Below are 21,233 nucleotides of genomic sequence, written 5' to 3'. Positions count from 1 at the left end.
CTTGATGGTGAACTCCCGCAGTAAACTTACGGAAGTGGATCTACTTCTTAAAGCGTTAGCCAGCCCCCAGCGCCGGTTGATCCTTGAGTGGCTCCGTGACCCAGAGAAACACTTTCCGCAGCAGGAACATGCATTCCTGCTCGGTGTGTGTGCCGGCCAGATTGAGCGCAAGTGCAAGTTGGCCCAATCGACCGTGTCCGATCACTTGCGCACGCTGCATCGCACAGGATTGATTACTTGCCAAAAGCTCGGCCCGATCCATTTTTTTCAAACGCTGCGAATACACCATCGAAATGCTGGTGAAAACATTGAAAGCGATGCTGTAAAGGGGATTTGAGAGCTCTGCCATGACTATTCGCGAGGACACATTTGCATCCATCGATCTCAATTTATTGGTGGTTTTTATGTGTATTTACAAGGAACAAAGTATAACGTTAGCAGCCAAGAGTCTTGGCGTAACACAGCCAGCCGTAAGCAATTCGCTGGTCAAGCTACGTGACAAATTTAATGATCCGCTCTTTACTCGTTCGGGCAGGGGTATTGTGGCAACACCGAAAGCGAAAAAAATTGCTTCTGAATTATGTCCAGCGATGAGACTGATTACAGCCACACTAGCATCGAACTTTAGATAATCCTCTTTGCAGCAGAGCACTATTGGCCTGCTCTAACCTCTCATGACTGGCGGTGTCAGGTGGACTGACAGATGACTGGAGTCTATGTCGCTGGTGGCATCATGTTATGCCGACGCAAGCTGAACATTCCTGTCTGTAATTGAGCAATCATCTGATGGCGAACTCTCATGGTTTACCGTCGCCCTTTCGATACGTATCAATAACACCAGCCACATCAAGGCCAAAGCCCAGCATTGGGTGTAATTGCTCCGCGGAAACAAAGCAGCCATCACCGGAAGTGCTGAATGGCTTGAGGCGGTCAACTGCCCGGCAGTGCAATTGGACGAGGCAAACTCGACAAAGCCTCCGCCTCCAGGCCTGGCACCATCGGCCGCAGTTGCCCGGGGAAAAAGCCGGTGCTGTCCACATAGAGCAGTACCGACTTGGCATCGCGCCAACCGACATAGCCCATCAACGCCTTCTGGTCCCAGCCACTGCGCGTGGCCCAGGTGGCAAAGCCACGGCGTAGGGAGTGGCTGCTATACAACTCGGCGGGCAATCCGGCCGCTTTCAGTACCGCCCGCAGCAGCGGGATGACGCTGTGCGGGTGCAGGCCCTGCTCGCGCAGGTGACCCCAGCGGTCAATGCCGCGGAACACCGGACCGCGGGCGATGCCGGCGACACAGATCCAGTCGTTGTAGGCCTGCACCGGGCAGAGGCGGGCCAGCGCCGGCGCACTGTAGGTCTGTCCCTGGTTGTCACGGTCGCCCTTGCTCCACGGCAGGAACAGCTGCATGCCCTCCCCCGGCCGTACCTGGATGTGCTCGACCTGCAGGCGGCACAGTTCGTCGCTGCGAAAGGCGCGCCAGAAGCCGATCAGCAGCAATGCGCGATTACGCCAGCAGCGCAACAGCTGCGGCAGGTCGCCCTCGTCCAGTGCTTTCTCGCCCGCCCGCTCCAGCCACGCCACGCACTGCTCCAGTTCGCGCAGCTGCAGCGGTTCGGCCTGCTTCTCCGGCTTCGGGTGCAAGGTACGAATGCCCTTGAGGATCTGACGAACCAGCGGGGTCTTGGTCGGATCCGGGAAGCCCTGGCTGACATGCCACTGCGCCAAGGCCGCCAGGCGCAGCTTGAGGGTGTTGCTGGACAACGTGGCGGCGTGATCGACCAAGTAACGCACGATGGCATCGCTGGTCGCCGGCAGAAAGCCGCCCCAGGCGACCTCGAAGTGCTCGAGCGCTTGCCGGTAGCTGCGCCGGGTGTTGGGGCGGGTACCGGCCTGCAGGTACCGCTCGATCTCGTGGCTCATCGACGCACATCCCCTTGATGTACTGGTGAGCGACTGCCAAACGACGAAAAAATCGCCTCACCTTGGATAATTAAAGATTATCCGACCTTATTTATTGGATAGTGGAAATATAATACGTTGGACGTATCATATATTACTGATCAGATGCCGTTGATCGACGAGCCCACCCTAGACCCCAGTAGATTGGCGTTGAAGGCTCAGGAGGCGGCCGCAGGCTTTGTTGCCAGCGGCACCGCCGAAAACACGGTACGGAGCTATCGCAGCGCCCTCGCCTACTGGTCGGCTTGGCTGCACCTGCGCTACGGCGTTGCGATGGGCGATGCGCCTGTACAGTCGACTGTAGTCATTCAGTTCGTGGTGGATCACCTGGCGCGCCCACTGGCAAATGGTGCATGGACCTATCTGCTACCGCCGACCATCGATGCCGCGTTAGTCGCGGCACGTGTGAAGGCAAAGCCGGGACCTCTGAGCTACAACACGGTATGTCATCGGCTTTCGGCACTGGGCAGGTGGCATCGCTTCAACAACTGGGAAAGCCCAACTGAAGCACTGGCAGTGAAAACGCTGCTGCGAGATGCGCGAAAAGCCCAGGCGCGCCAGGGGGTAGTTGTCCGCAAAAAGACGGCAGCTGTGGTGGAGGCTCTGGAGGCCATGTTGGCGACCTGTACGGATGGCATTCGCGGTACTCGTGATAGCGCCCTCCTCCTGATGGCGTGGAGTGGCGGCGGGCGTCGTCGATCCGAGGTGACCGGCCTGCAGGTCGACGATGTGCGCAAACTGGATGAAGACACTTGGCTCTATACGCTGGGCGTCACCAAAACAGACACCACGGGATCCCGTCGCGAAAAACCTCTGCTGGGTCGCGCTGCACACGCGTTGACGGCTTGGCTCATCGCCGCGCCCGCCGATACCGGTCCGCTTTTTCGGCGCCTCTACAAGGGCGGCAAAGTCAGCCCGTTCGGACTATCGTCTGATCAGGTAGCACGGATCGTTCAGCGCCGCGCCAAATTGGCTGGCCTCGACGGCGACTGGGCCGCGCACAGCTTACGCTCGGGCTTTGTAACGGAAGCGGGTCGCCAGGGGGCCCCATTGGGTGAAGTGATGGCCATGACTGAACATCGCAGTGTCGAAACCGTTATGGGCTACTTCCAAGCCGGAGTGCTGCTGAGCAGCCGCGCCTCGATGTTGCTTCAACCCCTGCCCGCCCCATCAGGCCCAACCAACCAGCCTGACTAGCGGTCGACGCACCGCGTCGGAAAATGCCGCGCACGCGTGTCCTATTGAGAGGTGGAGCTCCTGGTTATGAGTCCATTGCACGGTAGCGGAATTGATGCGCAACCCCAGCTGGGCACTCGCAACTCCGGGTGTAACCAATACATGACCGCATGGCGACGCCCAAGCAGCCAGCATCTCAGCATGCTTCGTCTACTCGGGTAGTTAAGCAAACAGCTGGCGGCCCTGCGCTAGACAGCGAAGGCTCCGTCGCAGGGGCAAGATAGTCAAGTGCTTACCAGTCGCTGTGGCCTGCGCTCGCCTTATGAATACGCCTGGTCGGCAGGTGCGCTTCAAATACCCACACTGAAAGTCTTACCAGACTCGACCCTGTGCTTGCTGCACAAGTCGCGAAGCTTTTTTTCCGAACCGTCAGGATGAATTTGTACGAGCACGCCATCCTTCGCCATTATCAGTGAATGCCCTGCGGCAACCGCACGCAGATACGCAGCATTAGTGGCGACGGCGGCCAGCTTAGGAATCATTGCCTCTAGTCGGTCTATTTCATCATCACTGAGTTCGCTCATGCTCTGTTCTCTGCTCCTGCCAGCCTGATGTCGATGCTGCCCGTAGAAAAGATATCCATGAGCGACCCTACGCCCCGATCACAGGTAAGTCGATCCCATTTTTGACGCACACAGTGAAGCCTCGACTTAGCCGCTCAGCACTCCACAGCGTACGTGCAAATTCGAGTCGATGTGACAGCAGCCTTGATGTGAACAAACCATCGTAGCCGTAGCAAGATGAGTGCATTCGCTTCTAAGCATCTGAGCCCTCTTCAGGTGGACAAAAAATGCCGTCAGCCCTTGGAAGGCTAGACCGCCAGCTGTCACCGGGCATGATCCGGCACATGTACAGATCGAACAGCGGCGCGGTAAAAGCGGCGCCGTTGTGGGGCGGCGACCAGATCATCCCTTTGCTAATCAGGGAGTTGCGAATTGAGGTGAGAGATCGGCTTGTACGGCCCAGGGATGCCGCAATGTCGCCCGAACGATGAGGCCCCTCCCCAAGCGAAGCCATGGCGCGCAAATAAATGTGTTCTGCCACGGTCATTCGGTCGAGTCTTACCCTAAAAAAACCTTCGTCCAGAGCAGCAATAACGTGCCCGGACGCCTTCTGGACGTCTGCAAGCGTGATGTGGTTATTCTGCCCTGCGTCCCAGACATGACTGCCCCACTCTTGAATGAAATAAGGGTAGCCGCGTGTGAGGTGAGCAACCATGTCGGCCGCTTCTGAGTCTACAGTCACGCCCTCGGCCTCCGCTGGTTTTACAAAGGCCAGACGCGTCTGGTGTGGCTCCAGCGAACCGACCTCTAGGTAGTCGAAGAGGCGCTTCGCGTGGTTTTTCACATGTCCAGCAGGGTGTCGGAGTTGTGGGAGGCCTGCACCGACGAGGGCAACCGGCAAGATCAATCGCGAGACGCGATGCAGCGCTGCGATAAGCGCGGCGAGCTGTTCTTCTGCTACGTTTTGCAGCTCATCCACGAAAATAACAAGGACGGTGTGAGCTGCTTTGGCGGCTTCACCGAGTTTAGTCAGCAGGGTTGTAAATTCCTCCTCGAGATCACCTTTGCCCGCCAGAGCTGCCTCGGCTTCGTAGTCAATACCGACCTTGAGATCGCTGAACTTCGGCTCCAAAGCCTTGGCAAAACCGGCTAAGGCTCGCAGTCCAGTTATCGCTGCGTTCTTGGCAGGTACGATACAGCTCAGCCGCAGCAAGGCGAGACGGAGCTGTGGCGCGAGTATCGCTGGCAGAGAGCGATACTCGGATGACTCAACGTAGACGGCGAGATTGCCCGAGGCTTCGGCATCTCGCAGCATCTGGTTCAACAGTACTGTTTTGCCGACACCCCGCACCCCAACCAGGATTACGCTTTTGGCAGGTCGGCCCACGCGAATTCCCCCGATCGACTGACGGACCCGCTCGCGCAGTTGATCGCGACCTGCCAGCTCAGGTGGAGGCGTACCAGCGCCAGGGGAGTACGGATTGCAGACGGGGTCCATATGCACCCGCGTTAATAGGAATAGCGAACAGCGGGAATGGGCCGATAAACAGCTAAATCCAAGCTTTTCACCCCGCCATCACCTGCATACCCGAGACTCGGCAAATGTTGGTCCAGCTGGAGTTACCTATCAAGCCAAGCTGCCTCCGTCATTGAAAAAAATCATCGCGAGCGACCCGTCCGAAATTGCCTAAGTCTTCGTCGACGTCGATGAACATGGTATTCACCATCCGCGCGCTCTTCAGGTCGGCCATTGTTCTGAAAAAAAGGGTTCGCAGAGATGGACCTCATAACGCTCACCATCATGAACCGAGCCGAATCCCCAACTGCCCTGAAGGGTCCCAAATTGCAACCCATATCCTTCAACACGCGTACTATCGCCGCAAACATCACAAAGGACGTCACTGACGCATTCGAACTGTTCCGCCGCTGTGATTTTCATTGAGAGGCTCCTTTGGGTCCAGTGAATCAGCTTGCTGCAGCGAGCCTGCGACCCGCCAGCATCACTCCGGTAACCGCCTGTACGGTCAGGCGTCGCCAACGCCTGGCACAGGCGGACCACAATGAGCCCGGATCCCGCCCTATCTCGCCATGCGTACCTTTCGGCATGGCCTGTTGTACGGTCGGCAGATCGAGTTAATGGCGGACGCCATTTTGTGCAGCATTTGCGGCGCAGATAAGACCGCACTTGGGGCAGTGCTGATCGGCGACAGACGATCCAAGCTATCCGTTCTGGACGAACTAGCAAATTGCATGTGCGCGATGCGCGCCACTGATGCCATGGCGCTGACGTGGGCGTCTTTAGCACTCCTTCAAGGCTTGCTCCAGTCAGCGACCCCTCCTTCAAACAAGACGCATCGAAGAGCAGTAAATTTGTTGCTTTGCTGCAGCCAAGGTGTGGCGGCAGTCTCTTTGAGAGTAGGTATGGCCCGAGGCCGTCTTAAAGTCGTAACCCATGACTCGCTCGTCCTGATCATAGACCCTAACGAGCTCTATGAGCATCTCCATCGTCCAATTACCGGATCCATTCAGCCGCGATGGCAACACCACCTGAACTGCCTCAATCAGTGTTCCTTCAGCGCGTTTCACTAGCATCTGCTCGAACTCATCCTCCGTTGGAATCAAGAGCATCGTCCTCCATGCGGCTGCCTTCTGGCGGCGGTTAATCATCACGTAAAACCAAGGGCGATGATCATCGAGCTCGACGAATCGCCACATCTGGGAGTCGTCTCCAAACAGCGCTGGATACATGATTTCAGCGCGCTTGTACGTAATAAACATCAGCACACCCTCTTTTAAGCTGTATATAGCATAGCTCCAGAAGCACTAAAAAGGCTTCATCGTTCCTTTTGCGAGACAGCAAATGGAACTGAATGAAGCGCTTGGTTTGGTGATCAGGAATCTACGTATTTCGAAGGATATGCCTCAGGAAGGGCTTGGGCCTAGTCAGAGCTATATCAGTGCGATCGAGCGCGGCAAATGGAAACCATCGATTGAAAAGGTTGAGCAGATTGCTGAGATCATTGGCATTCATCCCCTAACGCTTCTGTTCCTGGCTTATCAAAGGCAAACACCCGAACTAAAACCCGAAGACTTACTGAAAAAAATCCATCGAGAAATCACGAGCTTGAAGGGTTGCCTGAGACTTGAGTAGGTTCGACATGGAATCGAATCGGCAACCGATCCCAAAAAGCATTTGATCGCAACGTCGCCAGTTGCTCTGCTGCCCGGCGCGCGGGCTTTCTTGCTCGCAATCAACAGCGAGCATGAATTCAGTCGCGAATAGCCACTGCATGAATTCGAGTGATAGACCTCGCCCATCGCAACAAACATCGATGACACGTGCTTAGCGTGACGCAAGCCTTGAAGAGTCACGCCTCCACTGATCCGGCAAGGCTACTCCCCAAGGGACCTTCGGCAGGCGTTCCATGCTGTTCCGGAGGGCCTGTGCACATGCGATGTCTAACCCTTCGAGGGCGCCTGAGATAGCGACACGCCGACCATCTGCTCTTGATATGGGAAGTGTTCGGTACCGCCGTTCTGAATGGTAAGGTGTGATGTCGGCCATTTTGCCGCAGGGAACAGGGTATTGAACGGAACATTCTTTCCCGATTGCGGCGGGTGCTCCAGCAGGCAGATCTGCCCAAGGGACGCTCTGACGCCTACGAACACTTTTCACCGTAACAGTGATCCTACTGTCGGGCTAAATACCTCTAGCTTCCGCAAACGGCCAGAAGCGGACGGTACAACCCGGATTGCGACTTCAACACAGTTCCTGCCAGAATGTCGTTCGGCTCGACCTGCATCGCGTCTAGCGCCTTTAAACGTTGGGGGCGGGTGTTAGCCGGAAACGAACCGAGGTCAGCCAACTGTTGCCGACGCTAGAGCGCAAATACGTTGGTAAGAGTTCGCGTCGCTCGATCCTGCAAGCATCCCACAACGAGGTGACATGGGATGGTCGGCGTATCCAGTGTGAACAAGCTCGCCCGGTTTGAGGTGAGCAGTACGATCGGATCAACCACAATGTTGCAGATACAGAAGCCGCGCACTCTTATCGAGTGCGCAGAAATAACGGGCAAAACAGGCGCAGCAGCCCCAGCCGGTAGCTCAGCGTTATGGCCGTTGCTACGGCGGCGACCGGCAACAGGGTGAGCCAGACCAGCACCGCCATCGACGGATGGTCAGCCTTGAAGCAGCACACAGCCGATACCATCAGCGCCAGCCAGCCCAGGCTGCGTAGATAGTCCGGCGCAACCTCGTCGGCGCTGAACACCTGGCGCCAGTGCGCCGGCAGGGACAACGCCAACCAACTGGTCGCCAAGCCCATGCTGGCGGCGGCACCCAGCAACCACAGACCTGCATTACTCATAGGCCACCCCACCGATGCGAGTCCGGTCCGCGACCTCAACCGGCCTTGCCAGACGACGCGCGGTGAGTAGCGCTATCAGCGCGCAGGCCAACAGGCTCAGATCGACGCCGGCCACGGCCCAGTAGGGTTCAAGCAGCATCCTTTTGACCAGGTGGTCCCCCGTGGTGATCCAGTTGAGCAGCACCGCAGCGACGCAGAGCAGCGCCAGGCCGGATTGTGCCGCGCCTGGGCCACTGGTGCACTACGCAACAGCGCATGCAGCAAACTCAGCAGCCAGGCACCCCAGAACACCCACTTTTCCCATTCGCCACGGCCAGGCATGGGCTCAGGCAGCAGCCGGTTGGCCGCCAGCATGGCGACCGCTGCCAGCAGCATGCCGGTAACCGTGGTGACTGCCATGGCGTCAACCAACCGACAGCCCTGCAGCCCGAGTCGGGCGTGCTCCTGCTTGCGTATCTCGACGAAGAACACAAAACCGCTGGCGATGCACACACAGCCGAGCAGACCGCCCGCCACGTACAGCCAGCGCAGCGCCCAGTGTTCGAAGTGCTGCAGGTGCAAGCCGGTGAGAAATTGATTGACGGAACCAACCGGGTCACTCGGCGGGTCGTTGCGCAGTAGCTCGCCGGTACTGGCCTTGAAGTGAATGCCCTCCCCGACCAGCGCCACACGATCACTGCCGGCGCGGTAGATGCTGACGTAGCCGTTGGCGTCATTTAGATGCTCGATAGTCAGCAGCCCGACCTCTCCCGGCATATCGCGCGTAGCCCAGATGCGCTTGGCCTCGGCCACCATGGCATTGGCGGAGGCCATCTTCGCGGGCACACCGGCCTCATCATGGGGCAAGCCGGTATGCGCCGCCTCGATCACCTCATGCCGATTATGCAGCGGTTTGAGCAAGGTCCCGGAGACCGGGAAGTAGTACATCGACGCGAAGATCACCAACCGGTGAAGGCAAAAAAGAAGTGGAACGGCAACGCCACCACGCCAGTCATGTTATGCAGGTCCAGCGCGCTGCGCTGGGTCCGCTTGCGCGGACGGAAGGTGAAAAACTCCTTGAAGATCTTACGATTGATCATCCGCTGGGTCCTTTGGCTGGTTGGGGATACCAAACTCGCCACCAATGCTCAGCACGGGATCTCGGTGGGTGGTGTAGGCATAGAGCGAGACCATGGGCATGGTTTCCGGCGCCGGCAGGTCGCCGATTACCCGCCCTTTGGTTGCCGCCATATCCACCGGATGCGGTTTGAGATCGGCAAATACCTGTTTCAGCAGGTTGTTGTAGGACGGCATAGGCTGCGGCTCGAAGCGCGTATCGGGGATCGCCCAACGATCGATCTCGCGGTCGAACACCGACAGTGCACCGAAAAAGAAGACGACCATCAGCACGAAGCCCAGCACCAAACCGAACCAGGTGTGTACCCAGGCCATGGATTGGCGAAAGTTGTTCAGCATGGCTCTGCTCCTATCCGATGATCATGCGCTGCAGCTGCCAGGCAACAGCCAGCATCAAGACGCTGCCGAGCGCCAGTACCATCGAGACCCGCCACAGACTGGCTGCGGAAACAGCGCGAGATACAGGACGAAGGCCAGCATCATCATCGCCTGCTCGGCGGCATGGTAATCGACCCCAACCCCATTCAGCGCCGCCACGCCCTAGACGAATGCATAGCAGCCGAAGATCGCGGCCAGAACACGAGATACCACCACAACAGGAGCCATTACTGACAGGCTCACCAGCTGTAGCTCAGCTTGGCGGTGAGTTCTCGGCCCGGATTGTAGTAATCCGCAGTTCCGGAGCCCACGACATGCTGCTCATCCAAAAGATTACTGACATTGACCGCCAGATCCGTGTCCTTGGCAATCTGGTAATTGAAGGCTGCATCAAACAAGGTCGTCGCCTCGCTCTCGCCGGTGTCATTGAAATACCTTGAACTGAACCGTCAGCCCAAGCGAAAGAGCAGGATTGCGCTGTTCTGGAAATCCAGCCAAGCTCTTCTGAGGAAACGAATAGCTGCGGAGTCGTGGGTATGCCGTTCTCTCCAAAGCAGCCATCGCTTAGCACCCAAGCATGCAAAAAGATCAGCATAGACGCTCGCAGGTATGACGCAGGAGGGGCAAGGCGCAAATATATAAACTGCTTTATATCAATAATATACAGGTCTTATGTCCTGATTTTCCTTAATCTCGGCATAATCCTTACATTAACTAGCAGGAAATTAAATGTTAAAAGCCCTGCGTGCATCTAGCATGTGGAGTTTTTCTCCTTGCAGCCAGCCGGCAACGATAGGCATGCGCATTTAATAGCTCATTGTGAGTATCCGAATAGACGCTTGCCAAGGACACCATCTTGAACATACGAATGTTCTTGAAGTTGAAGATGGCGATCTAGCAACGGAAAATCTTTCCTAGGGAAACCCCCTAAAAAACGGTACAAGGTTTCATAGCCTGCCCTGTTGATATATGGAAAAATCGCTGCCTTATGCAGGTCTCTTGGGATCAGCATCCCGCCCCTTCTTTTCTCACACAGTTTAGTAAATATCAAAAACCTTGAGTAGGGGATAATCTCCAGTAGTGATGCGGTTAAGACCAAACTACCAAATCTACTTGATGGATCGGCCGTGGACGCCCCCAATAATATACTCTGCTCAAAAGAGCTTGCGTCGGGTGCTCGTGCATCTTTCCTCGTTTGCAAGTGGATTCTAGCGATTCCGCCTCTACTACCACGAAAGGGACATTGAAGGAAAATATTGAATAGCCTATAAAATAAATCGTGCAATGTAGGTTGTTGATTGTCTCTACTGATCAGAGCATGCTCAATCTTTGTGAAGGTACTTGAGCAAAAACGAAAGAATAGAGTTTCCTCTATGGAGGCATTGTTTGATATCGAATTGCAGCTTTGGACAAACGCATCCCATGCCCTTGAGTAACGCGGTGTATCAACTAGTCTCACCAACTCTCGATCATGGGCAGCGCAGACACAAGAATAAATGTAACACCAGTCCTTCCGCCATATAGGCAAACGACCATTCGCCACATCATCGCGTAAGCAATCAGGGCAAAAAAAACGGCGATACCTCCATTCGACTAATTTATCGCCTCGAAGGCAAAAAAAATTTCGTAATAGTTCAGGGGTAATGTCCCCGGCTACACAACTTAATCGCTGGCTGGCGGATAAGAATTCTGAGTCTGGGTCCGAATATTTGATCTCCACACCCTCCCACCAATACGCTGGGCGTTCTGTTGATGATAATCGAGGGAAGCCAGCGGCGTTTGGATTAATGCTGCATCGAAACAACCAAGATGAAAGTGTTTCTTCAGAACTTGGTGTTGGCAAGCCAGAGAAACTCACTACTAATAGCCCCAAGGATTCTTGTTTGCTCGCCGCAGCATATCAACATCCACCTTCTCCCCCCCCATTTTTATGGCATAACAGGCAGCCGCCCTTATCAATTCGAGTGTTTTGTCCATGCGCCCATTCGACATAGATAAAATAGTGCCTACCATCTCCTCAGAGTACAAATGTGATGGCTGTTTTAGCGGTAGGGACTCCTCTACCTCCAAGAGGAATGACCTGAACTCCTCACTCTCTATCCAGTCATCAAGAGCAACTTCGTGAAAACGTCTCTTAAATTCATAATTGGATTTAAGTGCGTTGCGCGCACTAGCAGTGCCAAAGCAAAATAGTTTCAATCCATATTCAGGGCCGAGCAGCTTTTTAAGAATAGACATGTTAAAACGCTGCTCTTGCTTCGAGCGTAGCAGTGCATCATGAAACTCGTCGATCACCAGCCCCCAAATTTGCCTCAGCCTAATAACCTCTCTAATCTCGCTTGGCAGGTCAGAGCTACTTCGGCGACTTGAGCCAGAGCCAACTGGTATTCCGAGCGCTAAAGCTATCTCATCTTTAAGGCTTTTTTTGGTATCTATTTCTGGGGATGCAGCCAAGGAGACAAAAATCAACCCTGCACTCCTTTTTACATGGTTTGGAATCTTAGATATTATAGCCGTCTTTCCAGAGCCACCTGGGCCAACCACAAGCAAAGCAGGCGCACTCATACGATCTGGTACATCCGCGATATTATTCATCATGCGAAAAACAGCTGCACTAGAGTTATTGTTCACCCATATTTCTTGATGAATTAAGGCTATTCGCGTATCAATATTAGAAGACAAATATTTTCTGATGTCCGACCGGACGTGCTCATCACTCATGACTCATCCCCAGGTCGAAATTTTTTTGGAGAGGCTGAATAATTTGGCTTGATATGTTCCCTGTCAGCGTTAAAGCTACTACTTCTAGGATTTGGATTTGCCTCAGTATAGACTTTTTCAGCGGCCTCTCGGCGTCTTTCCTTCTGCGTTAACTTTTTACTTTCCTCTTCAATTTTTTGCTTCCCTCTGTAGGCTTTTAACCCGCCATCACTATCTATGGCTCCGATGCGGACTGGGTGACGATAGAGCTTGCCGGCACGATATTCCTCATAGGTAGGAGCCTCAACGGTTACGTCAGACAGGTGTATTGGGCAAAATTGGCCATCCAATTTCACCCATACAACATTCATATCGTACGGGTCATATTTGACTATGACATTTCTAGTCCCCACATGAGACCCCAATATAGGATCCCAATAAACTTGGCCATGCAAATTAATGCCACCAGGATTAATTTTTCGGTCTTCTTGAGGCATGAACCAAATCTTTAATTGCTCGGAATTCAAGCCTGCCGGGGGGTAAGGAAGCCCTCCGTTGGGCGCGAAATAGTTTGTCCACGCTTGTCGCGGGCTACACTTTAATGCGCTATGAACTGTTGAGTGATAGACAACTACTTCGCGAGAGAACCAGCGAAAAAAATCAGAGAAGGTCATGGTTGCATTTCTTTCGCTGTTAAGTCCTCTGCGCGCAACAGAATTTGACATTGTAGTCCCCGGCAAGAAATGCACCTTAGTAGTCATGAACGTGCCTATCAGCCGTTCAACATGACCGCCAAAATGTTTTCTTCCTACAGGTCGGTATTCGGGGGAAATCCCAAAAGATTCACACCCTACTTTAAATTTTGGGCTGGTGAACTCTGCGGCATTGTCCATATGAAGGACTTCAGGCTTTCCATAGTAGGGGTAGTCTTCTGGATCCAAGCCAACACTTGCCGAAAAGTTTACTTTAGGAAGGACAGAATGACTAAGAGCGCAAGCCACTGAAACAGTAGACGGGACGTAAAGGCTAAGATAGTAACCAAGAATAACCCTGGTATAGACATCAATTACAATTGTCAGCCACGGGCGTCCAATAATATTTATGCGATCATCAGCCAACAGAATTATATCGACGAGGGTGTGATCCATCTGTACCCATTGCAGCGGCCTTTCAAGATTTTTTTTACCCGGGCGAGCTGAAAATTCTTGCGTCGCGGCATCAGGACCTTCTTTAATTCTCATTCTTGTTTTTTCTGAGAGGATTAAGCGTACACGCCTCAATACCGTATCTTTGGAAGGGCATGAAAAACCTTGCTCCTTACATGCAACATCCACCTCGCTCCACACTTTGCTGTAGCTGGCTCCTTTCGACTTGAATTTTTTAGCAGCCTTGAAAATTATGACCTCAACCGACTCATCCAGTCTCGTAACGCCTTTCTTGACACCCCGTGTCTGCGCAATTAAAGATAGTGGGCCTACGTCAGCGTCAAAAATTTTAGCCAAACGATAGAAGTAACTCTTTGATACACCCAGTAAAGAACAGTACTTAGTGACTACCCCTCCCTCAACCTTCCACTTTCTGATAATTTCAAAACGCTCAGCTGCCAATGAAAGTTGATCAACGGTGTAATCATTGACATTCAAACCCTCCCCATGATCACTACCATTAATTGCCGTAACACTAGGGATTCGCTGAATGTCGCGCGCCGACACCAGTATTACTTCACCAGAGTCGACAATTGTTACCCTTATCGTTTTGTCACTAAATACCTGTTTGACTTTCGCAACTTTTCCCTTGGCGACAATGAGTTCCCCAGGGGTTAGCTGATTTGCCATGGATGTACTCTCCACAACGCTAATCTAGGCGAAGTCTGCCGAGCGGCGACTTACATCAGTCTCTATCAACGATCGAAATTGGCTGCCGAACACGATACGACGTCACGTTCAAAAAATAGACTATTGCTAGCTTTTCTGCCGCGTCAGTCTATTTTTTAAAAGTTAATCAAGGTATGTGATTGATTATTAGAGATAAATGATATTCTTTTTTTTGATCGGGCATCACATCACCTGTGGTTTGCGTCTGCTAGATCACGCTCGAGCTGCCGGCGCCATCTCGACAACTGCACAGCGTCCCTTCGTTCGTACCTTCTGCACCAGTCGCGCTCTGTTGATGAGCACATCGATCTGACAGCTGCCTGAGTGCTCCACGTCTTCCCAGTATTCCGTGTGCACGATCTGCCCGTTCTGCGGCCCCGTGTAAGTGCCCGCAGCTTCACGCGTGACATAGCTGCTGTCGCGCACGTACCTGAGCACCACCAGATCTTCTTCCGGCACCACCATGATCTGCCTAGGCACCCCGAAGAAATCGATCAGCTCGCCCACCGGACGATCTTTCCAGGCACTGCTGGCTTCAAGCGATGCGCAGCCACTTAGCAATATGGCCAACAGGCCCAATACGAACAACCTGGTTCTTGCCCAGGCCACCTTGGTAGTGGACTACCCAGAAGTCGCCCATCTGCACATCGCTCGCCTGCGCAGCGAGGACATTGCACAGTAAGGCGACAGGCAGGAGCTGCTTCTTGAAAGCGGTCATGGGGCCAGTCCTTTGCCTTATGTTCAGGGCGACAGTTTCTCGCCCTGAACATAAGGCAAAGGGCTATCTAGCACATTCGTCCTATGCACCACTGATAACGCATTCTGAATGCGGCACGGTCGGTGTGGGAGCCGGCTTGCCGGCGATGGGCCGCAAAGCGGCCCCGGGGTCTAACCAACCATCAACCCATGGTTCACATCCTGGGCCAACGCCTTGGCCATGCCACTGAGGTAATGCACGGCAGTCAGCAACGTCGGCAGATGATCCGTCTCCGCCATCGCCAGATCGCTGATCTTGTGCACTGCACACATCAGCACGGTTGCCTGCTCAACTGCATGGTCCATCGAATGGCCCGCCACAACACGGAACAGCGGGTCTTGACCGCCCTCCTCTCCAGCCTCGCCGAAATGCCCGACGCCAGTGGTTGCCAGCTTGCTGATGCGCGGGGTTTGCAATTCCTTATCCATACCATTCCTCCTGCGGCCCCGCGAACGGCGCGGGGCCTGATCGGTGAACATCAGATGCAAGCCCAGGCTCGCCAGATCAATGCCGGGATTGCACGCGACTCAGCGCCACCTCCACCAGGGTGCGGGCGCTGTCGATTTCGTGCATGGCGGCGAGGGTCAGGACCTGGCCTGGCGGTTTGGCGTGGAGCAGGACGGTCTGCTGGCTGACGGTTAGGGCGCAGACGAGGTACTCGGAGATCTGGACCAGGAGGTCTTCGAGGGTGTGGGTGGTGTATTTGTCGTGTAGCGGTGGATCGGGGACGATCTTTAACATGATAAAGCTCCGATATCTGACTGGAGCTACCACATCTCTGCTGTCAAACAAATGGGTGGCAGCGGTACGTGGGTTGACAGACCGAGGATATCGGAACTCGGCGCACCGAAGTGCCCCACGCACAGCCGCCATAGAGCGTTGCGCATGATCCGTATATCAGGGGACGGTCTGTCAAAACCGTGTCGTCGATTTTTGCGGCGACTTGGCGAGACTAGATGGCTGATGGGGCTGCTGCAATGGCTGGAAGGCAGTGGGAGTATGTTTCGGAAACGGACTACAGAGAAGAGGGAAAATCCGATTCAGAGCACATAAAAAGTGTTCTCTTGTCGTCAACATAGGGCTGGTTGCGTCCCTGGATGTTCCCGAGCTACACCACGGTCAATCTTCTGCCTCGGGCGCCCGAAATGCTTTGCTGTAGTAGCCGGACGAGTCGAAGCAGCAAACCGCCTTCTTGCCGGTCGCAAGCATCTCGCAGGCATCACCTATTCGCTTTTCACGCGTCTTGAGTTGCTTCGCTGAAGTAATCCAGTGGATCCAGTCCACCCGCGCGAGGGTCGTCGTACTGCTCCAAACCTTTTGAGCCTCAGGTGTGCTTGCCAGGGCTTCCTCTAAATCTGCTGGGATATCAGGCTCAGGCTCCTTCTTCACCGGGACTAGTTCGAGGGTAACGATATCGCCAACGACCACATCTGCCGCATCGAGCAAATCGCTACTGACCTTCAGCCAATGGCTCAGCTGACCATCGGGTTCCAGGGTTGCCCGGAAAGGATGCCCATTGATCGTGCCGTCAACGGACGTCCTTCCCCGCCGCGGAAGCCGTTCACTCGCATCCCTTGGAAGAACTGCAAACGCCCACGACCTGTCATCACCGGGCATTAGCGGACGAAGAAGCTTGGCTTCGAATCGGGACCTCGCATCGTCTGTTGTCATTGCAAGTTCTCCCACCGAGCGCCTAGTTAACCATCACCTCGTCCAGCGCCTGCTCAAGGGTGCTGACCGTACGCTCGATATTGTGCAGCTTTTCCAGCCCGAACAGGCCGATGCGGAAGGTCTGGAAGTCGGCAGGCTCGTCGCATTGCAACGGCACGCCGGCAGCAATCTGCAGGCCGTGGCTGACAAACTTCTTACCAGTCTTGATATCGGCATCATCGGTGTAGCTCACCACCACGCCAGGGGCCTGAAAGCCCACTGCGGCCACGCTCTTGATCCCTTTGCGGGTCATCATTGCGCGCACCCGATCACCCAGGGCCTGTTGTTCGTCGCAGACCTTGTCGAAACCGTAGGCTTGCGTCTCTTTCATCACTTCGTTGAACCGCGCCAGGGCATCGCTGGGCATGGTCGCATGGTAGGCGTGGCCGCCCTGCTCATAGGCCTGCATGATCTGAAGCCACTTCTTCAAGTCGCAAGCGAAGCTGGTGCTTTGCGTCGATTCGATGCGCTCCAGGGCCAAGGCGCTGAACATCACCAGGGCGCAGCAAGGTGAGGCGCTCCAGCCTTTCTGCGGTGCGCTGATCAACAGGTCGACCGCGCATTTGTGCATATCAACCCAGATCGCGCCTGAGGCGATGCAGTCCAGGACGAACAGGCCACCCACCGCATGCACGGCATCGCCCACGGCCCGCAGGTACTCATCGGGCAGGATGATCCCTGATGACGTTTCAACGTGGGGGGCGAAGACAATCTGCGGTTTCTGCGACTCGATGGCCGCCAACACTTCGTCCAGTGGGGCCGGGGCGTAGGCAGCCTGTCGCCCCATCTCAACCGGCCGGGCTTTCAGCACCGTTGTGGCCGCCGGGATGTTGCCCATTTCAAGGATCTGGCTCCAGCGATAACTGAACCAGCCGTTGCGTATCACCAGGCATTGCTGGCCGGTGGCAAACTGCCGTGCCACCGCTTCCATGCCGAATGTGCCACTGCCCGGAACCACCGCAACCGCCTGGGCGTTGTAGACCTGTTTCAAGGTGGTTGAAATGTTCTTCATCACACCTTGAAACGACTGGGACATGTGGTTGAGCGAGCGGTCCGTGTAGACCACCGAATACTCGACCAGCCCTTCGGGATCGATACCGGGATAGATCTTCGACATGGTGCGGTTCCTTTGGCAGATAGGTCCATGGCATCGACCCTGCCCTAAGCCATTGCAAATGACAAGATGCATCAGGCATACCGCATCGTCAGCCCGGCCCCTGCCTGACTCAAATCAGGGAAACGCATACTGGTTGAAGTCTCAACAGCTTCCCCTGCAGCCGAGTCCCGTACTGAACATCAGAGATGCCCACTTCCTTGCCTTGCAAGCAAAACTCCTTGTCCCACCCACCCTGCGGTCCCAGCGACGAAATCGGCGCCGCCAATATCAACCCAGTGGCCAGCTACTGATCGATCGAGTGCCGCTCACCCCGTCACCACCTCATACTTCACCCGATGCGCCTCCGTCGGCAGCGGCACCTCCCACTTGAACAGCATCCGCCGTATATCGTCATTGCGCAGCGATGTGTCCCGTCGCTGGTTACGCCGCATGATCTCGTCCTCCGGCCGCTCCAGATAGACGATCTCCACCTGCGCCCCGTAGCCATACAGCAAGTCCAGGGTACGGCTGCGCATCTGCGCCGACAGGTGCGTCGAGTTCCACACAAAGGGCCTGCGCTCGCGCAACAGCGCCTTGGCCCGGTCGATGGCGTAGTGCGCGGCGGCGCCTTCGTTCTGGCCGTGGCGCAGGCCCAGTGCCTGGCGCGCGTCGTCGAACGACACCACCGGCAGGTCCGGGTGGTGTCGGGCGGTCCAGGTGTCCTTGCCGCTGGCCGGAAGACCCGAGAGCATCACCACCTGGGAACCCTGGGGTTCATGCAACGCATAGTCCGGATGCACACGGGCGCCACGCAGGTATTGAATGCGCGTGTAGTCGTCGGCAAACGCCCGTGGGCCGTACAGGCATCCCTCCTCCGCCGCCAGCTCGCGCCACAGTTCGATGGCGGTCAGCACATCGGCCTTGCCGGCATAGTGGCGGCCCTGCATGTCGGCCTCGGCCACCGCGCAGAGCATCCACACCGGCAGCTCCCAGGACAGCTTGTGCAGCAGGAACTCCGCGCTGCGTCCGCTGCGGTCGCCCTGCAGGGCAAAAAACGGCAGTTGATGCACGGTGATGATCCGGCAGATCTGTTCGCGCAGCGCGAACGGCACGCCGGCGCGCCACAGCAGCAGACGCGCATCCACCGCGCCCCGGCGCGAGTGGCCGGGTTGGCCGATGCGCCCGGTCTGCGGGTCGATCACCGTGGTGTCGGGCTTGGCGATGTCATGCAGCAAGGCGGCGAAGAACAGCACAAAGCGCTGCTCGACGCTGGCGTCGCGGTAGGCGCGCTGCGCCAGCAACGCCTCGACCACCAGGCGGGTGTGGACCCATACATCGCCCTCGGCGTGATAGGTCGGATCCTGCGGGGTGTCGGCCAGGCGTGCCAGGGCCGGGATGGCCGCCAGGCAAGCGGCGCTGTCCATGTCGTGCCCGGGGTCGGGCACCAGTTGTTGCAGTTGTCGAATATCCATTTCAGGAAGCTCCTTCAATCGCCGCGGCGTGCGCCGTGCCAGTCCTGGGACAGGCGCGGTGCGTAGAGATCGACGCCGGCGGCCAGTTGATTGGGTATGTACGGTTGGTTGGCATGGTGCTGGTCGGCGTCGAGGATGGCCTGGACGAAGTCCTGGCGCACCCACTTGAGCCGGCCCAGGGTCTGGCGCTCGTCTTCGAGCTTCAGGTACAGGCCCTCCATGCGGCTCGAGCGATCGCACTGGCGCCAGGCACGGGCCAGGTCGAGGCCTTCGCGGCGCACCACCTGCTCGAACACTTCGCGCCATTGCGCGGTCTTGGCCAGCGAGTCGCCGAGCAATGCCATCAGCTCGGCGTAACGGCGTGGTGCCGGGCCTTCGTACAGCACCGGCACCGACAGCACCGGGCCGTCGGCGAGCAGGAGTCGACGCGCCGCAGTGGACAGGAACAGCCCCGTGGCGCGGTCCCATACGTCGAACTCGCAGAAAAAATGCGGCAGGTGGTCGTAGAACACCGAGTGCTTCTTGTGCAGCCACTCGCCATACAGCACGAAGCGGTCTTCAAGACGCTCCAGCAACCAGTGCTCGTGGGCGACGGCCCATTGCTTGAACAGGTTGAACTGGCGCTCGCGGCCACCGCCGGTGAGGTAGTGGCCACGCGACTGCAGGCGGAGTTCGCCACCGTTGCTAAAGCTGATGCCGGCGTTGGCGCCGTCAAGTTTCTCTTCCACCACCAGCCATTGGCCGGTCAACGTGCCATAAGCCACCTGGCCGGCATCGCTGTCGCCGTCCTGCAGGCGCGAGCCTTGCAGATGGGGTGTGCGGGGGTATTTGAGCAGTTCGAGGGAATGTGCGTCGGCACGAAAATCCATGTTCATGGGTTTCTCCTTGGAAATAGGGAAAAACCGACGACAGGATCAGGTAGGTACGAGGATGAAGCGCCGCCGCGCGCAGGCGCGGGCAGCCATCAGGCACGATGGACCGTCGTCGGTATCAGGCGTGTTTGATGGCGCAGGGCACTGGCTTCACCACTTTGGGAAAAGGTTGCGGGGATTCGAGGGCGCGCATTCAACAGCATGTGCCGTCAGCAAGTCAAGCCCTCAATGAAAGCAATGTGATAGCATCCGCGCGCCCCTGGAGGGGCAATCTTTTGAAATCCCGCAAGGAATAGGCTTCGTGAAAGACTTCGTCATCAGCGTCAACAACATCGTCCTCTACGTTTCCCTGGCCGTTATCTGGCTCTTCGCGCTCATCACCCTGTTCACCGGCGGGTTCCTGCCTGCCTTGGGTGTGTTCGTGGTCGGCAGCCTCGGCTGGTGCATCGTTTCCGGCTTCTGGTTCGTCCAGTCCGCCACCTACGAAGAGCTGCGCAAGCTCAACGCCAGCAAAGACTGACGCGTCCGGGCGGCGCGGCATCGGGTCTCGCGACCGCCCTACCCTTGCTCCTGCGCCGTGGCGCCGCGAAGCCATGGCAGCGTTGACCCATTCAGTCCGGCACTGGTCCATTATTGATAAATATCAAGGCCACCCGGCGCGATAGCGTCACCCTGAGTCGTGAGTGCGAGGCCAACGGTCCTGCTGGCTAAGCATGTCGACATGCACGAGACGAACCGCCCGTCCTAGAGTTCCTGCGATGCTCACCGTCACGCTGATCAACATGCTGGTCGTGATCCTGGTGGTGATCATCCACTACGAATGCCTGCTGCGTCTGAATGACTGGCTACCGCGCCTCAAGCTCTGGAGCCGGTTTCGTATCGTGGCGGGCGTATTCGGCGCTCTGTTGGCCCATGCCCTGGAGGTCTGGTGCTTTGCCCTGGCCTACTACCTGATGGTCCATGCCAAAGGCTGGGGCACGCTCAACGGCAATTTCGACGGAAGTCTTCTGGACTGCGTGTACTTCTCCTTTACCACCTACACCACCATCGGCTTCGGTGATGTTGCCCCCAGCGGGCACCTCAAGTACCTCACGGGCCTGCAGGGATTGACCGGCCTGGTGCTGATTACCTGGACCGCTTCATTCCTGTTTCTGGAAATGCAGAAGTACTGGAAAGCCAAATAGCCGCTGGGGC

Annotated in this window: 26 protein-coding genes; 6 read left to right on the top strand and 20 right to left on the bottom strand. The window is 56.3% G+C overall.

What is annotated here, in order from left to right:
* Positions 1 to 4: 4 nt before the first annotated feature.
* Together K5H97_RS13895 and K5H97_RS13890 are read left to right on the top strand one after the other, a co-directional pair.
* On the top strand, positions 5 to 337 hold the full coding sequence (locus K5H97_RS13895; protein WP_223194054.1) for an ArsR/SmtB family transcription factor: 333 nt from the start codon (positions 5 to 7) through the stop codon (positions 335 to 337).
* Positions 338 to 347: 10 nt separating this feature from the next.
* Entirely contained in the window at positions 348 to 632 is a 285-nt protein-coding gene (locus K5H97_RS13890) for a LysR family transcriptional regulator (RefSeq protein ID WP_071576115.1), read from the top strand.
* A gap of 298 nt (positions 633 to 930) precedes the next feature.
* On the opposite strand, the gene K5H97_RS13885 is transcribed toward K5H97_RS13890, so the two are convergent.
* Entirely contained in the window at positions 931 to 1,920 is a 990-nt protein-coding gene (locus K5H97_RS13885) for a site-specific integrase (RefSeq protein ID WP_023628979.1), read from the bottom strand.
* A 117-nt stretch (positions 1,921 to 2,037) separates the two neighbouring features.
* On the opposite strand from K5H97_RS13885, the gene K5H97_RS13880 reads away from it, so the two are divergent.
* The gene (locus tag K5H97_RS13880; protein WP_028688847.1) at positions 2,038 to 3,156 is read left to right on the top strand and encodes a site-specific integrase; all 1,119 of its coding nucleotides are present in this window, start codon (positions 2,038 to 2,040) and stop codon (positions 3,154 to 3,156) included.
* Positions 3,157 to 3,485: 329 nt separating this feature from the next.
* On the opposite strand, the gene K5H97_RS13875 is transcribed toward K5H97_RS13880, so the two are convergent.
* The 4 genes from K5H97_RS13875 to K5H97_RS13860 all read right to left on the bottom strand — a co-directional run bounded on the left by K5H97_RS13875 (position 3,486) and on the right by K5H97_RS13860 (position 6,476).
* On the bottom strand, positions 3,486 to 3,719 hold the full coding sequence (locus K5H97_RS13875; protein WP_023048074.1) for a hypothetical protein: 234 nt from the start codon (positions 3,717 to 3,719) through the stop codon (positions 3,486 to 3,488).
* A 232-nt stretch (positions 3,720 to 3,951) separates the two neighbouring features.
* Positions 3,952 to 5,196: an ATP-binding protein gene (locus K5H97_RS13870; protein WP_023628980.1), complete on the bottom strand. Its 1,245-nt coding sequence runs from the start codon at positions 5,194 to 5,196 to the stop codon at positions 3,952 to 3,954.
* A gap of 240 nt (positions 5,197 to 5,436) precedes the next feature.
* A complete protein-coding gene (locus K5H97_RS13865; RefSeq protein ID WP_370694611.1) occupies positions 5,437 to 5,637 on the bottom strand; it encodes a hypothetical protein in 201 nt (66 codons plus the stop codon).
* 401 nt (positions 5,638 to 6,038) lie between these two features.
* The gene (locus K5H97_RS13860) at positions 6,039 to 6,476 is read right to left on the bottom strand and encodes a hypothetical protein (RefSeq protein ID WP_023628983.1); all 438 of its coding nucleotides are present in this window, start codon (positions 6,474 to 6,476) and stop codon (positions 6,039 to 6,041) included.
* Between the two features lie 82 nt (positions 6,477 to 6,558).
* On the opposite strand from K5H97_RS13860, the gene K5H97_RS13855 reads away from it, so the two are divergent.
* Complete coding sequence (locus K5H97_RS13855; RefSeq protein WP_023628984.1) at positions 6,559 to 6,849, top strand: helix-turn-helix domain-containing protein; 291 nt, start codon at positions 6,559 to 6,561, stop codon at positions 6,847 to 6,849.
* 897 nt (positions 6,850 to 7,746) lie between these two features.
* On the opposite strand, the gene K5H97_RS13850 is transcribed toward K5H97_RS13855, so the two are convergent.
* From K5H97_RS13850 to K5H97_RS13780, 15 genes are all read right to left on the bottom strand, one after another.
* Complete coding sequence (locus K5H97_RS13850) at positions 7,747 to 8,064, bottom strand: DUF3325 family protein (protein WP_024075430.1); 318 nt, start codon at positions 8,062 to 8,064, stop codon at positions 7,747 to 7,749.
* A 96-nt stretch (positions 8,065 to 8,160) separates the two neighbouring features.
* Positions 8,161 to 8,991: a PepSY-associated TM helix domain-containing protein gene (locus K5H97_RS13845; RefSeq protein WP_196448527.1), complete on the bottom strand. Its 831-nt coding sequence runs from the start codon at positions 8,989 to 8,991 to the stop codon at positions 8,161 to 8,163.
* Between the two features lie 11 nt (positions 8,992 to 9,002).
* Positions 9,003 to 9,143 (bottom strand): PepSY domain-containing protein, encoded by a 141-nt coding sequence (locus K5H97_RS13840; protein WP_196448528.1) that lies wholly within the window; start codon positions 9,141 to 9,143, stop codon positions 9,003 to 9,005.
* Complete coding sequence (locus K5H97_RS13835; protein ID WP_090515957.1) at positions 9,130 to 9,519, bottom strand: PepSY-associated TM helix domain-containing protein; 390 nt, start codon at positions 9,517 to 9,519, stop codon at positions 9,130 to 9,132. Before K5H97_RS13835 ends, K5H97_RS13840 begins: the two co-directional genes overlap by 14 nt.
* 278 nt (positions 9,520 to 9,797) lie before the next feature.
* Positions 9,798 to 9,956 (bottom strand): TonB-dependent receptor, encoded by a 159-nt coding sequence (locus K5H97_RS13830; RefSeq protein ID WP_023628987.1) that lies wholly within the window; start codon positions 9,954 to 9,956, stop codon positions 9,798 to 9,800.
* Between the two features lie 1,462 nt (positions 9,957 to 11,418).
* Positions 11,419 to 12,279, bottom strand: coding sequence for a TniB family NTP-binding protein (locus tag K5H97_RS13825; RefSeq protein ID WP_024075431.1), 861 nt, complete (start codon positions 12,277 to 12,279; stop codon positions 11,419 to 11,421).
* Positions 12,276 to 14,093 (bottom strand): Mu transposase C-terminal domain-containing protein, encoded by a 1,818-nt coding sequence (locus K5H97_RS13820; RefSeq protein ID WP_024075432.1) that lies wholly within the window; start codon positions 14,091 to 14,093, stop codon positions 12,276 to 12,278. Before K5H97_RS13820 ends, K5H97_RS13825 begins: the two co-directional genes overlap by 4 nt.
* Positions 14,094 to 14,345: 252 nt before the next feature.
* Positions 14,346 to 14,639, bottom strand: coding sequence for a hypothetical protein (locus K5H97_RS13815; protein ID WP_248691132.1), 294 nt, complete (start codon positions 14,637 to 14,639; stop codon positions 14,346 to 14,348).
* Between the two features lie 28 nt (positions 14,640 to 14,667).
* A complete protein-coding gene (locus K5H97_RS13810; RefSeq protein WP_081791514.1) occupies positions 14,668 to 14,850 on the bottom strand; it encodes a hypothetical protein in 183 nt (60 codons plus the stop codon).
* A gap of 170 nt (positions 14,851 to 15,020) precedes the next feature.
* Positions 15,021 to 15,317, bottom strand: a complete 297-nt coding sequence (locus K5H97_RS13805) for a DUF3077 domain-containing protein (RefSeq protein ID WP_051555609.1) — start codon at positions 15,315 to 15,317, stop codon at positions 15,021 to 15,023.
* Between the two features lie 76 nt (positions 15,318 to 15,393).
* Positions 15,394 to 15,630 carry a hypothetical protein gene (locus K5H97_RS13800; RefSeq protein ID WP_028688843.1) on the bottom strand — a complete coding sequence of 79 codons (237 nt, stop codon included), beginning with the start codon at positions 15,628 to 15,630 and terminating at the stop codon, positions 15,394 to 15,396.
* Positions 15,631 to 16,008: 378 nt separating this feature from the next.
* Positions 16,009 to 16,560, bottom strand: a complete 552-nt coding sequence (locus tag K5H97_RS13795) for a YdeI/OmpD-associated family protein (protein ID WP_028688842.1) — start codon at positions 16,558 to 16,560, stop codon at positions 16,009 to 16,011.
* Between the two features lie 22 nt (positions 16,561 to 16,582).
* Positions 16,583 to 17,716, bottom strand: coding sequence for an aminotransferase class V-fold PLP-dependent enzyme (locus K5H97_RS13790; RefSeq protein ID WP_028688841.1), 1,134 nt, complete (start codon positions 17,714 to 17,716; stop codon positions 16,583 to 16,585).
* Positions 17,717 to 18,021: 305 nt separating this feature from the next.
* Positions 18,022 to 19,167, bottom strand: coding sequence for an AAA family ATPase (locus tag K5H97_RS13785; protein ID WP_028688840.1), 1,146 nt, complete (start codon positions 19,165 to 19,167; stop codon positions 18,022 to 18,024).
* Between the two features lie 14 nt (positions 19,168 to 19,181).
* Complete coding sequence (locus K5H97_RS13780) at positions 19,182 to 20,042, bottom strand: RNA ligase family protein (RefSeq protein ID WP_028688839.1); 861 nt, start codon at positions 20,040 to 20,042, stop codon at positions 19,182 to 19,184.
* Positions 20,043 to 20,340: 298 nt separating this feature from the next.
* On the opposite strand from K5H97_RS13780, the gene K5H97_RS13775 reads away from it, so the two are divergent.
* Both K5H97_RS13775 and K5H97_RS13770 read left to right on the top strand, forming a co-directional pair.
* Entirely contained in the window at positions 20,341 to 20,559 is a 219-nt protein-coding gene (locus tag K5H97_RS13775; protein ID WP_023630431.1) for a hypothetical protein, read from the top strand.
* A 238-nt stretch (positions 20,560 to 20,797) separates the two neighbouring features.
* Positions 20,798 to 21,223 (top strand): potassium channel family protein, encoded by a 426-nt coding sequence (locus K5H97_RS13770; protein WP_028688838.1) that lies wholly within the window; start codon positions 20,798 to 20,800, stop codon positions 21,221 to 21,223.
* Positions 21,224 to 21,233 lie beyond the last annotated feature (10 nt).

The sequence above is a fragment of the Pseudomonas mosselii genome, from assembly GCF_019823065.1.
GTDB lineage: Bacteria > Pseudomonadota > Gammaproteobacteria > Pseudomonadales > Pseudomonadaceae > Aquipseudomonas > Aquipseudomonas mosselii.
The sequence above is the reverse complement of the archived record's forward strand: the minus strand, read 5'-3'. Positions and strand labels throughout refer to the sequence as shown.